Raw genomic sequence first — 16961 nt, 5'->3', positions numbered from 1 at the left:
TCGAAACTTAGCAGGGATTCCAAAGGTTTGAGCCTTCAAAAAGTTCTGCCGGTGAAACCCTGCGCGAAGCAGGGAGGCAAGGCGCGGACTTATCCACACCTATTGCGTCGCACGGGATATATAAGCGCCCCTGATCTGTCAAGGCAAAAGGATCATAAAGCTTTCACATTCGCCCTTGCCATCCTCTCCGACTGTCGCTATGTAGCCCCCGCGCTGAGAAATGCGCCGACCAGCATAACCGGAGAGGTGGCAGAGTGGTCGAATGCACCGCACTCGAAATGCGGCATACCTGCAAGGGTATCGTGGGTTCAAATCCCACCCTCTCCGCCATAAAACTATGTATTATCATACGCTTATGATGCGGTTTTGCGGAAACCGTCGCGGTTTTTTTTACTCTTTGCGATCAGAATTGATCACAAGGCCACGCTGAAGGCGCTCCCCGGCACGCCTGCTTCTCGGAATTCAACTCACATTTTGGATTGCTTTGCATAGGCAACCATGGATGCAGATTTAACATGTCGCGACGGATATGTTAAAGAAATCGAGTTTTTTTAACTTATCGAGTCGCATATGTTTAAATCCGTCCTACCAGCTTCCTGATCTGACGTCGCTTGATGGCTTGGAAACGATCGAAGTTTTCAAGACGCTTGCGGCAGCCAACAGATCGCTCGCTGAGATGAAGGGTGGCGCAGCGGCAATGCGCAATCAGGGAATTCTGATCGACACGCTTGCATTGCAAGAGGCAAAAGCGAGTTCGGAGATCGAGAACGTTGAAGAAATTGATTGCAGCAATCGCTATAGTGATTGGATCGGCGTTTCCCGTATCGGCCTATACGCTCACCGACCATGAAAAGCAGATCATTTTCATTGGGATCGGACACCAAGCTCGCATTACTGTTCTTAAGGCTGTTGAATACGACAATAAGAACACGTTGGTTTGCGGAATCGCCAATCCCAAAGATGTCAGCGGCCAGTATGCCGGTGATAGGATCTTTTATGGTGCGCTTTTGGGAAAAGGCGATGCGGCATCTAAGTTTGTCCTCTTCAATGTCGGAATTACCCCAGAAGATACTGAACTTACTGAGAGACTGTGCCGCGAGCGCGGGATTACCTTCTAGTTGAACATCCGATTCTGCTCCAAACGCATACACGTCGACAAGATATGCGTTCGCTTAGTGGCTTGCCGAGGCTTCAAACGACCTTAAGACCTTCAGCCGGCCATCCCAATTTGCCAGATACTCGCGGGCCAGCTCTCGGCTTTCAACAAAGGTTACGCTTTCCGCTTTCCGCATTCCGCTTCTGCGCTGCTGCGTGTAATTGTATGAGCCGATGGTTAGGTGGTCGTCGATCATGATGACCTTGTTGTGCGCTATCGCCGGCTCGAAGTCGATCCAGACCGGAACACTGGCGGCTTCGAGGAGTGTCCCGCCCGAATATTTGCGCTCATTCGTCTTGTCGAGGATGAGCTAGGACTTCAACGCCCCTGCCTGCAGCCGGGCGCTTCAGCGCATCGATGGTCTTGTCCTCGCGCTATTCGCTAGGCGTAAAGCAGACCGAGACTTTCGCCTCGATCGGCTGGCCGGCAGAGAGCGGACTCGCGACCATCAAGGTGGTAATCGTGGCGATGATGATTCTCATCTCGTCTCCATAGCATATCGGGGTTTTTCACTCGTTCCCTCAATTTCAAGGATTCCTGATTAGCCTACAAGTAGATACACTTATCGCGAGCAAACTGACGGGGGAACACGCATGTATGGTCCTGACGATGAAGCCCGACATCTGCTGGAGACGTTGCTTTTCACCTTAAACGTGATCCTCGACAATGAGGAACACCGGCGGCGGATCGCCGCAGGTTTTCTGGATGCGAAGCAACTAATAGCCACGGACTACAAGGATGAGGCCAGAGCTCGACCGGCCGTCGAGGCATGTCTCAAGAAATTCCAAGTCCTTAAGGCTATGGAAGATTTTGCCGCGACGGGATGGATGTTGGCGGCAATCCAGGAGCGTTTGACCGAGGAAGATCTGCCAGACTGGGAAAAGCTCGGAAAGTTGGCTGACAAGGCGGTGTCATTCCTGCCTGTGAAGAAGCATCGTGTTCAATAGTCGTGCATTTGCCCTGACGATTCGGCCGGATTGATGCGGGAACGTTTTCTAACCCAACAACCGCAGTTTGTGAGTCATGCCATTTTAACAGGGAATAGCCTCTGCAAATTAAACTTCGCAGAGTGATCCCCGTGCTCATCCGCCTTTCGGTGCCAGATAATGGCTTGCTGCATGTGTCGCTACACCTAGGTCAGCTTCAAACATATGACCAATATTGTTTTCTGCGGCAGCGTCGCGTTGCTCGGCAGACCTGCGGTACCAAAACATGGCCTCGGCGTAATCTTGAACTATGCCTCGACAGGCGGGTTCTCGTAGAAGATCGTCGTCATCGACTATCCCCGAAGGTTGGTAGGAAGTCGAGGTCATCATCCGATGATGCCGGAACAGATCGGACCGTCTTGAGGTCACCTATCTCGATCCCCACGGTGCGTGCCACGACCAGGGATTTTTCGAGCTGGCAGCTTGGCTTGCCGGATTCGAGTTCGACGATGAACCGCTCGCCCGTGCCGGAACGAGCCGCAAGCTCGGTCTGGGTCCAGCCCAGGGCTTTGCGTTTCTCTCGAACGGCGGCGCCGAAATCCCGTGCAGACCTGTACATCGAAGATCTCCTGAATCGGCTTACCGTACAGGAGGTTTCTCGCAAAAGCGATGCAATTCTTACCGATCGGGAAGTTTGTTGATGAGGACGTCAAATCACCCCGATCGGGAAGTTTCATCTTCTCAGTTCGTCAATCCCGATCTGACATCGCTTATGGCTGAGGAACCCATCGAGGTTTTCAAGGCACTCGCTCCAGCGAACAGATCGCTTGCTAAGTTGAAGGGACGAGTGGTCGCAATACCCACTCCAGGAATTCTAATCGACACATTTGCATTGCAGGAGGCAAAAGCGAGCTTGGAGATCGAAAACATAGTCACCACCACACAGGATGGGTTGTTTCAGGCGGACCTGTTTCAAGAGGGTTGGCGTCTCAAGCAGCAAAGGAAATTGCGTTATATCGTGATGCTCTCAAATTTGGCTTTGACAAGCTTCGGCAGACCGATGGCCTGATTACCAACGCGACTATCCTCTGTACGTTTCAGTTTCTCAAACGGCAGACGGATGGTTTCGCTAGACGCCAGGCACAGCGCTCAGAAACGATCAGTCAACACGCTAATCCTCCGGAAACCGATAGATCACGTCTGTGAAAGATCCCGTCGGAAACACGTAGAAGAATTTCAGGCTGGCGGACGCTTCGTTGCGGATGCCATGTTCGGCGTTGCCGGGGATGAAGACGGTCGTGCCTGGCTTCACCGTTGTCTCCTGGCCGTCGATCTGGACGATGCCAGTTCCCTCGAAGACGAAGTAAATTTCCGATGGGTCGTGGCGATGCGGCTTGAGTTCGCCGCCCAAGGCGAGGTCCGCGATGCCGGCGCTCATGCTGTCGGTGGGGGTGACGTCGCTGCTAAGTAGCGTGTGCCAGGAGATGGAGCCATGGACAGGATCGTTCCATCCGTCGCGTGGGCGTTGTTCCGCAGTGGTGATAACGGCTTGTGATCGCTTTGTCATTTTGCCTCGGGACGGTGGGTCGGCAACCATGCGGAACGGTGTCACAACCGTGGAGAATGTCAATCGGAGCAGCATTCAATCAGCTGACATCGGCCGCCGTTCGCCGGTCTTCAATGGCATTTCCAAGGCGCCATGTGGCGGTAGGTGGACTGTAAGCTACGCCGTGGTTGACAGAAGCGGGAAGATTTTCTCGCTTCCGCATTTTGCTTCGGATTTGGTCTCGAACCGTGATGCTCAGGTTCGTCGCAGAAAATCCGCGATCAGGCCCGAGATGGTTTCCGGCGCGTCTTCGAAGCAATAATGGCCGACACCCGGAAGCCGCTGAACCGGGGCTGGTGGGAATAGGGCGGAGAAAAGCGGCAGGAAATGCTCCGCATGCAGCGTCCTGTCCGCCTCGCCCCAAATGGCGAGCGCCGGTTTGCTGCGGACGATGCGCTCGGCTGCCGGATCGGGTACCTCGAATTGATGGGCGCCGGTCGCAAAGCCTTTGGCCCAGCCGAGCGCGCCGAGGCATTCGGCCGCGGTGGCAAAAGGAGCGCCATATGCATCGAGCCATACGTCGTCGATGATTGCGTTATTTTCGAAGCCGTTGAGCTTGAGAGTACTGAGAATATTGTAGCGGAGATTGTTGAGGACCGGCTCCAGCGTTTCGTCGGCCTCGGCCTTGAGGATCCATTGAAACCATGGTGACACGGCGGCATTCGCCGCACCCCGCTCCATACTGTCGGGCTGGCCGAAGGGCATTGGCCCATTTGCCGAGATGATGCGGCGGATACGCTCAGGATGACGGGCGGCAAGTCCCATGCCCACGGGGCCGCCGAAATCATGCATCACGAGCGTGATATCCATGAGGCCGAGCGCGAGCACGAAAGCCTCCAGATTGGCAATGTGATCCTGCAGCCAATAGCTGCGTCCTTCAGGCGTTTCGCTTTTGCCAAAACCCATGTGGTCGGGAACGACGACGCGATGCGTTCGGCTCAGCGTCGAGATGAGGTGGCGAAACAGATAACCCCAGGTCGGTTCCCCATGCAGGCATAGGATAACCTCGCCATCACGAGGTCCTTCATCGGCATAATGCATGCGGAAGCCGGGTGCCTCGGTGAAATTTGGTGCGAAGGGGAATGTGCCGGCGAATGTTTCATTGGCTGGATTCACAGTTGCTCTCCTAACGTGGTTTTAATTTGAAACCACGCTTTCAATATCTCTTGTAGTTTTAGTTTGCAACCTATATATCGGACTGATGATACGGCCGCTTGATCGCGGTCCTGACGGCAGACGTGAAAACGGGCGAGGGCACGGCGGCATGGCCAAAAGAGTGAGTCACAAGGATTCGATGTGCGGGGTGGCACGGCCGCTGGATGCGATCGGCGACTGGTGGTCGCTGCTGATTATCCGGGATGCCTTCGATGGGCTGCGTCGGTTCGGCGAATTTCAGAAGAGCCTGGGGCTTGCCAAGAACATCCTCTCGACCCGCCTGCGCAATCTCGTCGCCCACGGCATCATGGATACCGTGCCGGCCTCAGATGGGAGCCCCTATCAGGAATATGTGCTCACGCGGAAGGGGCAAGGCCTGTTTCCTCTGCTGGTCGCGCTTCGCCAATGGGGCGAGGATTTCTTTTTCGAGCCCAATGAGCCGCATGTTACGCTGGTCGACAGAGCGACAAAGCTACCGGTGCGGCGGCTGGAACTGCGGGCGCAGGATGGGCGGATGCTTATGGCTGAAGATACTGTGATCGTAGCGCCGTTGCCTGAGGAATGAGGCTGGCGCGCCCGTCGTCAGGCAACAGTTCGGTCACGGCCGAACTATTTCAGGCTCCATGTTTGTTACACTGAAACTCTTAAAGGAGTTGCAATGTTGACGAACACAGCCAAATTCAACGCAGCCGAGAGCGATCGCGAGCATATCGAAATCAAGCCCAGCGTGCTTTATGTCGGCACTCCCGTCGTGCTGATTACGAGCCTCAACCCTGATGGCACGACGAATATCTCGCCAATGTCCTCGGTTTGGGCTTTATATGATCGTATCGTCCTTGGCCTGACATCGACCAGCAAGGGGCGAGAAAATCTCCTGCGCGAGCGCCAACTGGTGCTGAATTTCCCGTCACCGGAGCTGTGGACTAAGGTCGAGGCGATCGCACCGACGACCGGCCGCGATCCCGTTCCCCCGCATAAGGAAAAGATCGGCTATCGTTTCGAGGCCGATAAATTCGACGTGGGCGGCTTTACGCCGCAGACAGCCGATCTCGTGCGGCCTCTGCGCATCGTTGAATGTCCGATCCAATTCGAGGCGGAGGTGGTGGCGGCGTATCCTCCCGGCGGGGATTGGCCCTCGGAGCGTGCCGAAGGCTTCTCCATCATCGAGGCGAAGGTTCTTCGTGTCCACGCGCACAAGGATATCGTCGTCGCCGGCACCCATCATATCGATACCAGCAGATGGAGCCCGCTGATTTACGTGTTTCGACATTATTTCGGCATCGGGCCGGATCTCGGCCGCACGTTCAAGGCCGAGAGATGATGCATCCAATCGCAACGACGCCCAACTGAGAAATTGGGGCCGCACATGAAGTTATGGCCCATCACGCGAGTTAACTCACGGCCGTTCGGTCAGCTCGTCCCAGAGTAGCGCGAACTCAATGGAACTCCGTCAATCTCATGCGTGTGATGTCCATAATTCAGCCAGGCTTTGCCTGTGGTTAACCACCCTTCTGAACGGTCCACCACAATCGCGCGTAATTTTGTTTGAAGCGCCGAAGACGCCGACCGGCGACGCCCTCGATCTTCGGCGAATGACCGGCAATCAATGAAGATTGACGTCTTGCAAAGGTATCGAGCGATCCAGTTCTCGCCCAAAAAAAATGCTTTTTGACTCTCAGTTTATTGTTGAAAGAGCGACTGCCGCGAACGCAGTTAATCCACCGAAAATCAGCAGGAGCTTCATCATGATGAGTTGGGCAAGCTTACGCTTTTCTGTTTCCGTCACGCTCTTCTCGCTTCAAAAAAATAACTGCAAAGGAACTACCACGCCGCAATTGGTATAACGGCGTCGCTTAATGTGCGAAAAATAGCACTAAAGACACTCCTTGCCTATAGGTGCATCGCTCGGGATGATGTCGGGGGTGCGCAGGCTCGCATTTCATAAAAAGTCGATGCTCCTACGTGCGAAAATCAATAACTACCAAGCTTGAGACGCTTAAGGAGCGTTGGAAATCCGCGCGGATATCAGCGGACCCCGAATTGAGCCGCCGCAGGTTGCGCCCCAACTTTGGCCAGCGAGACAACCAGGCGCTTGGTTTTTGGTCCTAAGAGCCCGGCCGAGAGTAGTTAAAGAGAGCATTTCCGGCAGGGGTGCAAATACTCAATGACCCCCGGCCTCAAACAGAACTACGATGCTCCTGGCAGCATTTGGAGTTGCCGCCGCTGCCGCGGCTGCGGGGTGCCAGCCTCATGCGGCCGCCAGCACGCTGATCGGGATGTCGTCGTCCTCGTCGCCGCGCTCGAAGGCCATTTGGTCGGCGAGCTGGCGGAGTTGGTTGAAGTCGGCCGGGCCGTCGAAGGAGATACCACCGAGGCGGATGGCGACAGAAAGCGGCGCGCCGTCGGCGCTGAAGGTAGCTTCGGAGAGGCGCGTGCGGACGCGGGTACCGATGTCGCGGGCGTCCTCGATCGTGGCGCCAGGCAGAAAAATGCCGAGTTCGTTGGTCGCAAGCCGCGCCACGAGATCGTCACGGCGAACTGAGGACTGGACGATCACGGCAAGTGATTGCATTACGGTGTCAGCCCATTGTGGCCCGTAGCGGCGGCCAATGTCGTCGAGCGTGTCGACGATGACGGCGATGACAATGCCGCCGGCATCGGTGGCAGCATGCTTGCGCCGGTCGATAAAATGCTCGACGGCCGCGGCAAAGGCACTTCCGTTCAGCGTCTTCGTCACGCTGTCGTAGCGAGCCGCCTGGGTGACCCTTTCCTGCATCTGGCGGAGAGCGCTGTTGTTGAGCTGCAGGGAAAAAAGCAGCGGAAAGGCCACAAAAGCGGCAATAAGCGCTGCACCGACAAATCCGACCAAAAATGGCCGATCTGGGATCAGTAGGTATAATAGAAGTAAAAGACCAACGGAGCCGACCACGGTGCATAGCGCACCGAGTGTGGCCTTCCGCAGGGCTTTGAAGATGGTGGCAGAGGGATGTCGCTGTTGTAGAATCATGTCGGAGTTATCCCCCTCCTCTAATGCTAGGTCAGCTAAGCAGAGGCTCGAAAAAACCGGCTTAAGAAATTCTGTAAAATTTGTTGCTTTGCACGGTATGTTGATTTGCGCTTAGAGCTGATCGAGGTGAGCTCTCTGCGCAAATAAAAACGCCGGCCCTAAGAGCGGGTTGACCGAGAGTTGTAGCAACAATTTCCAGGAAATATTATTCACACTTCCGAATGCCGGAACACGATAGATCCAAAAATCGTAGTCCGATCAAAAATGGACGGCGACAGTCAACGTCAATGGCCTTAGCCTAGGGCAATCGAAGGATCGCGACGATGAAAGGCGGTAGGACAACTCGGTCTATCCAGTTCTTTCAGTGTCAAAGGAATCTGTACCATGGTTGCCATTCCCCCTGTTGATCCACCTGATCTGGTCCTCAGTAGATGGCATGTCGCTGCAAGTTGTTCACGGAACAGCGCGACCCAGCGCGCTATAAGACAGGTTCGAAGAAACAATGACAGCCCGTGACGGCGCTTCACATTTGCAGACGAGTCTAACCGCAGTAAACCCCGACAGCAATTATCATGGATTGTGCTTCGGCACCGCCGCTCCTGCGGACAAGATGGGCCTCCTCAGTCTTCGAAGATTTGTCAGTCTCGCTTTAACGTCATCCGTGCTTCCGGAGGGGACTGCACGCCAGTAAGTTCTTTCTGATATTACTAGTGTTTACGCGTAATCGTGGCGGCGCATGGCTGCAAAAAATTATGTAAATTCTATGTTTGTTGACTAATATGTTTGTTGCGAGCATGCAACACATAAACTGTGATGGTTAATATCCCAAAAATAGTCAATGAGTTTGCAGTGCAAAGGCTTGCGCTCTCCGATATTAACCGTTTCGGGAGAATAAGTATGAATCAGTTTTACAAATAAACGTGATTTCGTCTACGTCATGTAGATGAACAAGATTTATAAATGGTATCTACGAAGTATAGTTTGGGGAAGGGATATTAGGCGTGGCTTATAAGACGCGATTGATGGCGGCAATCGGCATTTCGGTGGCCATGAATTCTTTATCGAGTGGCTCTGCTGGCGCTATGACATTGCAGCAGGCGATCGACAAGACAATGAAAACCAACCCCCAGATCATGCAGGCCGCGCAGGATCGGGAGGCAACCGAGTTCCAACTGCGTCAGGCGAGAGGGCTTTACCTGCCCTCGGTCGACCTCGAGTCCGGTTATGGTCGCCGTAGACTGTCGGATGTCACATCCGGAGCCTTGTCGCGTACTCACGATTACCTGAATCCTGCTGATGTAAGCTTGACTATTACTCAGACTTTGTTTGACGGCGGTGATCGCAAGGCACAGAAGGACAAGCAGGCAGCTCGTGTCGACGGTGCATCCTTTCGGGTCCAGCAGCGCTCGGAAGCCTTGGCGCTGGAAGTGACCCAGGACTATCTTGAGTATCAGCTGCAAATGGAGATCGTTGCGGCTGCGGAAAAGAATGTCGCCTTCCACAAGCAGATGGTTGGCAATATCGAGGACAGTATCAAGGGTGGCGCGCTCACGGATGCCGATCGTCTTCAAGGTCGCGAGCGCCTGCAAGCGGCCAACGCCCGCCTTCAGGAGGCGAAGAAGGAACTCGACGCGACGAAGATCCGTTTCCTTCAGGTCGTCGGTGAGCCGATTAGCAATGCGAATCGTCCCGCTTCGGTTGCGCGTTACCTGCCTAAGACGTTGGACGACGCAGTCTTCATCGCCCAGAAGAACAATCCGCAGATCTCGTCGGCCAAAGCTGATGTCAATGCTGCCGATGCCGACGTCCGCGGCTCCAAATCTGCGTTTCTGCCGCGGCTCGACCTCGTGGGAAGCGCCCGCATCGGTGACGATGTCGACGGCAACAAGGGTAACACAAGCGACGTCCAGGTCGGTGTCGTCGCCAAGTGGAACCTCTACCATGGCGGCATCGATACCGCCCATCAACAGGAGCTAGTTCGTCGCGCCGCCGAACAGCGCTTCGCTCTGAGCCAGACTTACCGCGAGGTCGATGAATCTGTCCGCTCAGCGTGGAGCGAGCGCGCCAACCAGGGACAGCTGGCTCATATCCTGGACGGCCAGGAAAAGACCAATGCTCAGCTCGTAACGTCCTATCGCGAGCAATTCAAGGTCGGTCAGCGCTCGTTGCTGGATCTGCTGGATGCCCAGAACACTCGCTTCAACACGGAGGTGTTGGCCAAGACGGCGGAAGTTGCGTCGCTCTTTGCCGAATACAAGATCCTTGCAGCGTCGGGCAGCCTGTTGTCGACGATGAAGCTGAAGCCGGTCGATCAGGCGACGCCTTATGCCCGTGATCAGTTCGCTGTTTCGTCGAATACGGCTGATCCCGGATACACCAAATACGACTCGCATCAGAAGCCCGGCTTGCCGATGGATCTGCTCGAGCCGATTCGTTAATCGTTACGAATTGGATAGTCCATGTTGAACGTAGCACCTGACGTGTCTGCGAGCGTCTCGCTGCAGACTTTCAAGTCGGCATTCAAATCGGTCGCTGCGTTTTACGGTCGCCCGAACTCGGATACTGTACTGTTTTCAGGCGTTCCGGACGAAATCCTGGAAGCGATGGAGCTGGACGATGTCGAACGGTTATCGGAACTGATCGGTCTGCAAGTCCTGAAGCATACGGAACGAGATTGCCGGCTCGGCAATTTCGACTGCCCCGCCATCGTCACCTTTGCTGATGGTGGCGTTCTGCCATTGCTCGAAATGACCGACGGCGGTTCTTACGTCACCGATATTGTACCGGTCGCCGGCACGGCAACCCGTTTAACGCGGGAGGAGCTTACCGCGCTTAATCCGCAAGCGGCATTTGCCTTCACCCTCTACTATCAGAATTCGTCAGAAGAAGCGCGCGTCGGCCATGCCATGGAGATCGAGAAGCGGCACTGGTTGGCAACGGCGTTGGTACCGTATTGGCGCACCTACGCCCGCGTCATGCTCGCGGCGCTGTTCATCAACGTCATCGCGTTGGCCTCACCGCTTTTTACGATGAACGTCTATGATAGGGTCCTGCCGAACAAGGCGTTCCCAACGCTCTGGGTGCTGACCGCCGGCATCTCATTGGCCTATCTCTTCGATTTTCTGTTGAAGACAGCCCGTGCATCTCTGATCGACTATGCCGGTCGAAAGGCGGACCTGCGGCTGTCGCATCTGATCTTCGACAAGATCCTGAATTCGACGCTGGCATCCCGCCCGATGTCGACCGGAGAATACGCCAATCGCGTGACGCAGTATGAATTCGTACGTGAATTCTTTACCTCGAACACGATCGGCGTGCTAATCGACAGCCTCTTCGTCGTGATCTTCCTGATCGTCATATATTTGATCGCTGGCTGGCTCGTGATCATTCCGGCTGTTGCTTTCGTCCTTTCGGTGACGATCGGTCTTGTCGCCCAGGCACAAATTGGCAAGCGCATGGCGACGGCGACGAACGAAGCCTCTCGCCGCCAGTCTCTGCTTGTCGAGACCATTTCGACGATCGAGACGCTAAAAAGCTTGCGCGCAGAGGCAACAATGCTGCGCCGCTGGCAGGAGCTAACGAAATATTCGAGCCGGACCAGCGAGGACATTAAGCACATCTCGTCGAATGCCATGAACATGACGATGTTTTTGCAACAGATGGTCAGTGTACTCATCGTGGTGGCAGGCACATACGAATTCGCCGACGGAAAAATCGCCATGGGCGCGATCGTCGCAACCGTCATGCTGGCGAGTCGCGCGGGAGCGCCCTTCGGACAGATTGCGATGACCCTGGCGCGCTTCCGCCAGGCCACCATGTCGCTGCGGATTCTCGACAAGATCATGGAGCAGCCTGATGATCGACCGTCCACCGTCGGTTTCGTCAACCGGGAGATTCGCAGCGGCGCATTCAGCTTCCAGAACGTTTCCTTCCAATATCCGGGCTCCGATCAGGCTGTCATCAATCAGCTCTCCTTCACCGTTGCGCCCGGCGAAAAGATCGGGATCATCGGCCGCATTGGTTCGGGCAAAACGACTCTCGGCCGGCTTCTCGACGGGCTGTTCCAGCCGGCCAGCGGCCGTGTACTGATCGATGGCGTCGACATCCGCCAGTATCACGTGGCGGAGGTGCGCTCCGCCGTTGCTGTCGCCGGCCAATCGTCGGAGCTGTTTTCCGGTACCGTGAAGGAAAATCTGCTGCTTGGCCGAGCCGATGCCACCGATGATGAGCTTCTGGCCGTATCCCGAATGACCGGCGTAGATGAATTCGTCTCCACGCATCCCCGTGGTTTCGATATGCCAGTTGGCGAGCGCGGCGCGAACCTGTCGAACGGCCAGAAGCAGGCATTGACCATAGCCCGCCTGCTCCTGACCCAGCCGAAGATCGTCTTCCTCGACGAGCCGTCGGGCGCGATGGATTTGGCAAGCGAGCGTCATCTGATCAACAAGCTGACCAATGCATTCGGCCCGCAAACGACACTGCTAGTAGCAACCCATCGCCATAGCATGCTGGAGCTCGTTGACCGGCTGATCGTCATCGACAAGGGACGCATTATCGCCGACGGGCCGAAAAACGCCGTGATCGAGGCGATGCAGCGCAAGGCGGTGCAATGATGCGTGCCTCTCACCGCAATACTCCCGACAATCCTCCGTTATTCGCCCGGCTGATTCTTGGCCTCTGTGCCTCGATGATCGTTGCGTTCGTTGCCTGGGCGGCCTTCGCTGACATTGACGAGATCGCGCGCGGCGAAGGAAAGGTGATCCCGGTATCGAAGACGCAGATCGTGCAATCGTCCGAGCCTGGTATTGTCCAGCAGATCAATGTCAATCTCGGACAGGTCGTCCACAAAGGCGATATTCTGATCCAGCTAGACAATACGACGACGGCATCGACGCTCGGCGAATCGGTTGCCAAAGCTCGAGCGCTCGGTGCCAAAGTCGAGCGTCTGGCCTTGGAGGAGGCGGGCGCTTTCGACGCGCAGTTCGTCTGTCCGGCTGATATTCTTGCTACCGCAAAAAACGTTTGCGACAACGAGGAAAAGCTCTTCGAGGCGGATCGGGCTTCCTACAAGAACAAGCTCGATGTTCTCGATCAGCGCCTGAAGCAACATCAAAACGAACTGGACGAAGCCCACGCTAACATAGATCGTCTAACGCAGAATATCGCCGGTGCCCAGAAGCAGTATGATCTGCTGAGACCGCTCGGTGAAAAAAAGCTCGTTGCGCAAACGGAGGTTCTCAAGGTCCAGCGAGACCTTGTCGACCTGCAAGGACAGCTCAAAGTCTATGTCGAAAGTCTCGATCGGCTGCAGGCGGCCGTCAAGGAGGCGACATTACAGGCTACCGACCTTGGGCTGCAACTGCGCCAGCAGGCGTTGACCGATAAGGGACAGGCACTGTCGGAACTTTCCGTCGTCGATGAGACGATCCGCGGTGCGTCCGATCGGGTCAAGCATACCGATATCCGGTCTCCGGTCGATGGCATCGTCAATACGCTGGAGGTCAACACGATCGGCGCCTACGTTGATGCCGGAAAGGTCATCGCCGGTGTCGTCCCGACAGCGGACACTCTTCTGATCGAGGCAAAGATTTCGCCGCGCGACGTTGCTTTCGTACGGATCGACCAGCCGGCGGTCATCAAGATCTCGGCTTATGATTTCTCAATCTTCGGGGCCCTGGACGGTAAGGTCGTCAATGTCTCCGCCGACAGCCTTGTCGAAAAGGACAAGAACGAGACTTACTACCTCGTACGCATCAAGACCGACAAATCGGCGCTGGAGCGTGACGGAAAGCACTATCCGATTATTCCCGGCATGGTGGCTTCCGCCGAGATCATGACCGGCCGCAAGACCATCCTGGCCTATCTGATGAAGCCGATCAACAAAGCGCGCTCCGAAGCGCTGACGGAGCGGTGAGGGTGGTCATGCGCAAAGGAGGCGGGAAAGACGAAGCCGCTATGATAGCACGAGAGGAGGCGTTGCCATCGGTCGATGGTGATGAACTGGAGCCGCGTTTCCGCGCCGTAACCGGCGGCGGCGAGCGTCGCGGCATTCGTCTGGAGCGTATCTATTGGGATGGTCTCGGGCGGATGTCGGAAGCCGGTGGCATCAGCATCGGCGAACTGGTTTCCAATACGGCGGCTGAAATGCCGGAAACCGGCAATCTCACATCCTTGCTGCGCGTACTGAGCTTCAAATGGGCGCTGAACCGGCTTGACGCCGTCGAGCATGTGGCGTCGTTGACCAATCTCAACGCCGTCCTTCAGGCGTCGCCGACACCGGCAGTGGTGTTGACGCAAGAGCGCGGGATCAAGCTCTTTAACGATGCCTTCCTGAAGATGTTACGCCATCGGCTAACGCTGATCGACGATGTTCAGCAGACGGCGCGCACGTTGCGCCTGTCAATTGACACTCAGGTTCAAGAGGTACTCTCCGTTTTATCGATCAATCGCGGCAAGACGCTGAACACTGGCTTCAAGATCGGGTTCGGCTCGCAATCGCTGACGGGCCAGATCAATCTGGCGTTGGCACCGACGCACGAGGCGTTGATGCTGATCGGTTATCTTTCCGTCTACTGAGGCGCCATCCCTTTCGCTATGCGTGACGCTCGGCCCTGCTAAACTGGGTGGATTCGGTTAGTTGACCTCGCCTTCGCCGGGAACCACCTTAGCGAGCGGCATCGCGGCGGCAACCGCTTGCGCATGCGGATCGCGCGAGCCATGCAGATAGCCGCGGCCAGCGACGATCGAATAGAGCGGCAGATATTCTGCAATGCGCTTGTCGGACAAAACCTCATCGCGCATGTTGTCGAGGATGAGGTTGTTTCCGTTGACGGAGACCGACAGGACGGCGTGATAGAAATGCCGCTGCTGATCGAAGAGAACGACCAGCGCCATTTGGTCGAGATCGACGCCTGCATTGTAGAGTGCTGCCATCTTCAATATCGCATAGTCCTCGCAGTCGCCCTGCTGGTGCGACAGGGCCTCGCTCGGTTTCGCCCAGTAATCCGCCACGTGATAGGTTTTCATGTCGCTGGCGTAGCGGATGGCATGGTTGACCGTGTAATTGATGTTATTGATCTTGTCGCGGATCGAGGCGCTAGCAATCTTTGTTTCAGCCGCGGCTATGGCGGTTTCGGCTGCGTTGCATCCACCCGCACCGCAATCGAGCGATTTACCTGACCGGATTTCGGCGAGCGGGCCGGCGAAATTGTTAAGCGCGGCAAGATGTTTGAAGGGAATGGCGACGGTTCCGAATACCGAGTCGCCTAAAGGAACGTTGCTTGGCTTTGCGGGACGTACCGGCTCGGATGCGGTCAGGTCATTATGCGGAAGACCACCTGGCGCAGCGACAAGACTCTGGTTCAACGTAGCGAGGTCGACGCCGCTAATCGCCTTTGCGGCGTTTCCTATGGTGGGCGCAAAGAGATCGATGGCCATATCCACCAGAGGGCCCTGAAGCAGCTTGACGACTGGGCGCACGGTATCGCCTGTCGCCGCCATGCTAGCGGTCGGTGATGATAGACCGAGAGCGAAGGAGACTGCAGCAAGCGCTGCAAGTATATTTTTTTTGTTCTTGCGTTCCATTGGTGCACTATTTCCCCTGTTTGAGAGAATAGTGCGCGATACTTCTGAATATGGCGTTCGGAAACGTAGGTAAATTAAATATAAATTAAGCGATCAAATAAGTATAAATTTCTACAAGATCCAGTTAGAAAGTATTAAGGTTGATACAGCCAAGGCTGCCAAGTAAGTTCAATCCTAAGACCGCATCGGTGAAGTGGCGCCATCGTGATGGTGACCGCCGCCGCAACGACGTGCAATGTGCTCTATGGGATGGTCCGGCTTCAGAACGATTGCGAGGGCTGTGTGGAAACCTTCAATTTGCCGCCCTCGATCGTATTGATCACCATCTTGCGCTCCACCATGCCGGAGGCATTGAAGCGGAAAAGTCCGGTGGTGCCGCGAAAGCCAACCTTGTTTGTCAGATTGGCGCTAGTGATGGCTTGCGGCCCCTGGGAACGGACGAGGCCGGAGGCGATCGCCATGGCGTCGTAGCCATAGGAGCCGGAGGTCGTCAGCGGGTGATTGAAATGGCGCTGGTAACGCTCGGCAATGAGCCCGCCGCTCTGCGTATCGTCGGTCGCGACGAATGCGCCTGCAACAGCCGGAGCTGCATATGCTGCTTGCGGCCAGTTGTTGGTGCCGACTAACGTCTGGCCGGGAATGGTGGCGCTGCGCACGGCACTTGCTGCCACGCCGACTTCTGACGTGTTTCCGAGAATGACTACGATTTCGGCTGACTGGATCAACGGCCGGTTCTTGCCCAGGATATCGGCGGCCTGATCGTTTGCGCCGTAACGACCTAGCCCCATGAACGTGTTGCCGCTGTTCCAGATGGCGCTGCCCAATCTCGTTGTTTCGGATTGAGAAAAATCTGCGGGCACCAGCGCCGATACCTTCTTATGACCCCCGGGACCTGCCGCCTTGACGCCCTCGGTCGCGCTGTCGATTTCGCCCGAGGCGAGATTGAAGACGTCGCCGCCCGTTGTCGCCGTCGCACTCGCAAGGTTAAGCAATGGCGGGCGTTGTGCGGGAGGAATGGCGGCAATGGCCGCAGTCTCGGCCGGCGGCAAATAGCTGACGATCAAAGCGGCATTTCGGCCTTTGGCCGCCGCGACCTGTGCGGCAACGCCAGCAAGACCCGGACCAACATCCTTGACGCGCAGCCGAACCTGATTGTTGCCGAGTTCGCCGACGCCAAGCACCGCCCCATCGCGTATGTCGCGGGCTGGACCTTCGTAGAGACCGGCCGCGCCCTTGCGCAGCAGCAATGTGATTTCCGTGCCGCTGTCGCCACCATAGGTCTCTTCAATGGCGGTGGACGGCATTTTTATGTCGTCCTTCTTGCTGTTGTTCTCAAGTCCGACACCGTCCATCTGACAGCCGGCGATGCCGGCACAGAGGATGAGGGCCGCACCGCGTGCTGGTCGCCGATGCAGTCTGCGCGCTAGCCGCTCGGTCAAAAGGTCCAACGAAAGGCTGATCGCAAACGGCACAACTACTCCCCCGATTCTCCATGGCAGGCCGAAACAGCCTATCGGGCCGCATTTG

17 protein-coding genes and 1 tRNA gene are annotated in these 16961 nt (G+C 56.1%); 11 read left to right on the top strand and 7 right to left on the bottom strand.

From position 1 onward, the window contains the following. Positions 1-240 precede the first annotated feature (240 nt). The 3 genes from ACYJRZ_RS24435 to ACYJRZ_RS24425 all read left to right on the top strand — a co-directional run bounded on the left by ACYJRZ_RS24435 (position 241) and on the right by ACYJRZ_RS24425 (position 1118). Positions 241-330: transfer RNA gene (locus ACYJRZ_RS24435), tRNA-Ser, on the top strand. Between the two features lie 199 nt (positions 331-529). Next, positions 530-850 carry a Fic/DOC family N-terminal domain-containing protein gene (locus tag ACYJRZ_RS24430; RefSeq protein ID WP_459463400.1) on the top strand — a complete coding sequence of 107 codons (321 nt, stop codon included), beginning with the start codon at positions 530-532 and terminating at the stop codon, positions 848-850. Next, entirely contained in the window at positions 771-1118 is a 348-nt protein-coding gene (locus ACYJRZ_RS24425) for a hypothetical protein (protein WP_459463398.1), read from the top strand. Before ACYJRZ_RS24430 ends, ACYJRZ_RS24425 begins: the two co-directional genes overlap by 80 nt. 54 nt (positions 1119-1172) lie before the next feature. Here ACYJRZ_RS24425 and ACYJRZ_RS24420 read toward each other — a convergent pair whose 3' ends face one another. Then, positions 1173-1463, bottom strand: a complete 291-nt coding sequence (locus tag ACYJRZ_RS24420; protein ID WP_459463542.1) for a phospholipase D-like domain-containing protein — start codon at positions 1461-1463, stop codon at positions 1173-1175. A gap of 286 nt (positions 1464-1749) precedes the next feature. Here ACYJRZ_RS24420 and ACYJRZ_RS24415 point away from each other — a divergent pair, with 286 nt between their 5' ends. Further along, complete coding sequence (locus ACYJRZ_RS24415; protein ID WP_459463396.1) at positions 1750-2103, top strand: hypothetical protein; 354 nt, start codon at positions 1750-1752, stop codon at positions 2101-2103. Between the two features lie 325 nt (positions 2104-2428). Here the strand turns inward: ACYJRZ_RS24415 and ACYJRZ_RS24410 are convergent, their stop codons facing one another. Further along, positions 2429-2701 carry a helix-turn-helix transcriptional regulator gene (locus ACYJRZ_RS24410; RefSeq protein ID WP_113213403.1) on the bottom strand — a complete coding sequence of 91 codons (273 nt, stop codon included), beginning with the start codon at positions 2699-2701 and terminating at the stop codon, positions 2429-2431. An 81-nt stretch (positions 2702-2782) separates the two neighbouring features. Here ACYJRZ_RS24410 and ACYJRZ_RS24405 point away from each other — a divergent pair, with 81 nt between their 5' ends. Next, on the top strand, positions 2783-3151 hold the full coding sequence (locus ACYJRZ_RS24405) for a Fic/DOC family N-terminal domain-containing protein (protein WP_459463394.1): 369 nt from the start codon (positions 2783-2785) through the stop codon (positions 3149-3151). 102 nt (positions 3152-3253) lie between these two features. On the opposite strand, the gene ACYJRZ_RS24400 is transcribed toward ACYJRZ_RS24405, so the two are convergent. Further along, positions 3254-3649, bottom strand: a complete 396-nt coding sequence (locus tag ACYJRZ_RS24400) for a cupin domain-containing protein (protein ID WP_459463392.1) — start codon at positions 3647-3649, stop codon at positions 3254-3256. A gap of 234 nt (positions 3650-3883) precedes the next feature. After that, complete coding sequence (locus ACYJRZ_RS24395) at positions 3884-4804, bottom strand: alpha/beta fold hydrolase (RefSeq protein ID WP_459463390.1); 921 nt, start codon at positions 4802-4804, stop codon at positions 3884-3886. 148 nt (positions 4805-4952) lie between these two features. Here ACYJRZ_RS24395 and ACYJRZ_RS24390 point away from each other — a divergent pair, with 148 nt between their 5' ends. Then, positions 4953-5408: a winged helix-turn-helix transcriptional regulator gene (locus ACYJRZ_RS24390; protein ID WP_459463388.1), complete on the top strand. Its 456-nt coding sequence runs from the start codon at positions 4953-4955 to the stop codon at positions 5406-5408. Between the two features lie 93 nt (positions 5409-5501). Further along, a complete protein-coding gene (locus ACYJRZ_RS24385) occupies positions 5502-6164 on the top strand; it encodes a flavin reductase family protein (protein ID WP_459463386.1) in 663 nt (220 codons plus the stop codon). Positions 6165-7091: 927 nt separating this feature from the next. Here ACYJRZ_RS24385 and ACYJRZ_RS24380 read toward each other — a convergent pair. After that, positions 7092-7850 carry a GGDEF domain-containing protein gene (locus tag ACYJRZ_RS24380; protein WP_459463384.1) on the bottom strand — a complete coding sequence of 253 codons (759 nt, stop codon included), beginning with the start codon at positions 7848-7850 and terminating at the stop codon, positions 7092-7094. 1022 nt (positions 7851-8872) lie between these two features. Here ACYJRZ_RS24380 and ACYJRZ_RS24375 point away from each other — a divergent pair. The 4 genes from ACYJRZ_RS24375 to ACYJRZ_RS24360 are packed head-to-tail and all read left to right on the top strand — an operon-like array spanning position 8873 to position 14426. Next, a complete protein-coding gene (locus ACYJRZ_RS24375; RefSeq protein WP_459463541.1) occupies positions 8873-10288 on the top strand; it encodes a TolC family outer membrane protein in 1416 nt (471 codons plus the stop codon). Positions 10289-10309: 21 nt separating this feature from the next. Further along, on the top strand, positions 10310-12463 hold the full coding sequence (locus ACYJRZ_RS24370; protein WP_459463382.1) for a type I secretion system permease/ATPase: 2154 nt from the start codon (positions 10310-10312) through the stop codon (positions 12461-12463). Next, positions 12460-13764 carry an HlyD family type I secretion periplasmic adaptor subunit gene (locus tag ACYJRZ_RS24365; protein ID WP_113420543.1) on the top strand — a complete coding sequence of 435 codons (1305 nt, stop codon included), beginning with the start codon at positions 12460-12462 and terminating at the stop codon, positions 13762-13764. Before ACYJRZ_RS24370 ends, ACYJRZ_RS24365 begins: the two co-directional genes overlap by 4 nt. A 41-nt stretch (positions 13765-13805) precedes the next feature. After that, positions 13806-14426, top strand: coding sequence for a ribbon-helix-helix domain-containing protein (locus ACYJRZ_RS24360; protein ID WP_269245621.1), 621 nt, complete (start codon positions 13806-13808; stop codon positions 14424-14426). Between the two features lie 57 nt (positions 14427-14483). Here the strand turns inward: ACYJRZ_RS24360 and ACYJRZ_RS24355 are convergent, their stop codons facing one another. Together ACYJRZ_RS24355 and ACYJRZ_RS24350 are read right to left on the bottom strand one after the other, a co-directional pair. Next, on the bottom strand, positions 14484-15434 hold the full coding sequence (locus ACYJRZ_RS24355; protein ID WP_459463380.1) for a transglutaminase-like cysteine peptidase: 951 nt from the start codon (positions 15432-15434) through the stop codon (positions 14484-14486). A 260-nt stretch (positions 15435-15694) separates the two neighbouring features. Further along, positions 15695-16906 (bottom strand): type 1 periplasmic-binding domain-containing protein, encoded by a 1212-nt coding sequence (locus ACYJRZ_RS24350; protein WP_459463378.1) that lies wholly within the window; start codon positions 16904-16906, stop codon positions 15695-15697. Between the last annotated feature and the right edge of the window lie 55 nt (positions 16907-16961).

The sequence above is a fragment of the Rhizobium sp. No.120 genome (genome assembly GCF_054558365.1).
The sequence above is the reverse complement of the archived record's forward strand: the minus strand, read 5'-3'. Positions and strand labels throughout refer to the sequence as shown.

Excerpts from the sequence above, each read along its gene's own strand:
- ACYJRZ_RS24430 (WP_459463400.1), top strand. The coding sequence starts at position 530 with ATGTTAAAGAAATCGAGTTTTTTTAACTTATCGAGTCGCATATGTTTA.
- ACYJRZ_RS24415 (WP_459463396.1), top strand. The coding sequence starts at position 1,750 with ATGTATGGTCCTGACGATGAAGCCCGACATCTGCTGGAGACGTTGCTT.
- ACYJRZ_RS24410 (WP_113213403.1), bottom strand. The coding sequence starts at position 2,701 with ATGTACAGGTCTGCACGGGATTTCGGCGCCGCCGTTCGAGAGAAACGC.
- ACYJRZ_RS24405 (WP_459463394.1), top strand. The coding sequence starts at position 2,783 with ATGAGGACGTCAAATCACCCCGATCGGGAAGTTTCATCTTCTCAGTTC.
- ACYJRZ_RS24400 (WP_459463392.1), bottom strand. The coding sequence starts at position 3,649 with ATGACAAAGCGATCACAAGCCGTTATCACCACTGCGGAACAACGCCCA.
- ACYJRZ_RS24390 (WP_459463388.1), top strand. The coding sequence starts at position 4,953 with ATGGCCAAAAGAGTGAGTCACAAGGATTCGATGTGCGGGGTGGCACGG.
- ACYJRZ_RS24385 (WP_459463386.1), top strand. The coding sequence starts at position 5,502 with ATGTTGACGAACACAGCCAAATTCAACGCAGCCGAGAGCGATCGCGAG.
- ACYJRZ_RS24380 (WP_459463384.1), bottom strand. The coding sequence starts at position 7,850 with ATGATTCTACAACAGCGACATCCCTCTGCCACCATCTTCAAAGCCCTG.
- ACYJRZ_RS24375 (WP_459463541.1), top strand. The coding sequence starts at position 8,873 with ATGGCGGCAATCGGCATTTCGGTGGCCATGAATTCTTTATCGAGTGGC.
- ACYJRZ_RS24370 (WP_459463382.1), top strand. The coding sequence starts at position 10,310 with ATGTTGAACGTAGCACCTGACGTGTCTGCGAGCGTCTCGCTGCAGACT.
- ACYJRZ_RS24365 (WP_113420543.1), top strand. The coding sequence starts at position 12,460 with ATGATGCGTGCCTCTCACCGCAATACTCCCGACAATCCTCCGTTATTC.
- ACYJRZ_RS24360 (WP_269245621.1), top strand. The coding sequence starts at position 13,806 with ATGATAGCACGAGAGGAGGCGTTGCCATCGGTCGATGGTGATGAACTG.
- ACYJRZ_RS24355 (WP_459463380.1), bottom strand. The coding sequence starts at position 15,434 with ATGGAACGCAAGAACAAAAAAAATATACTTGCAGCGCTTGCTGCAGTC.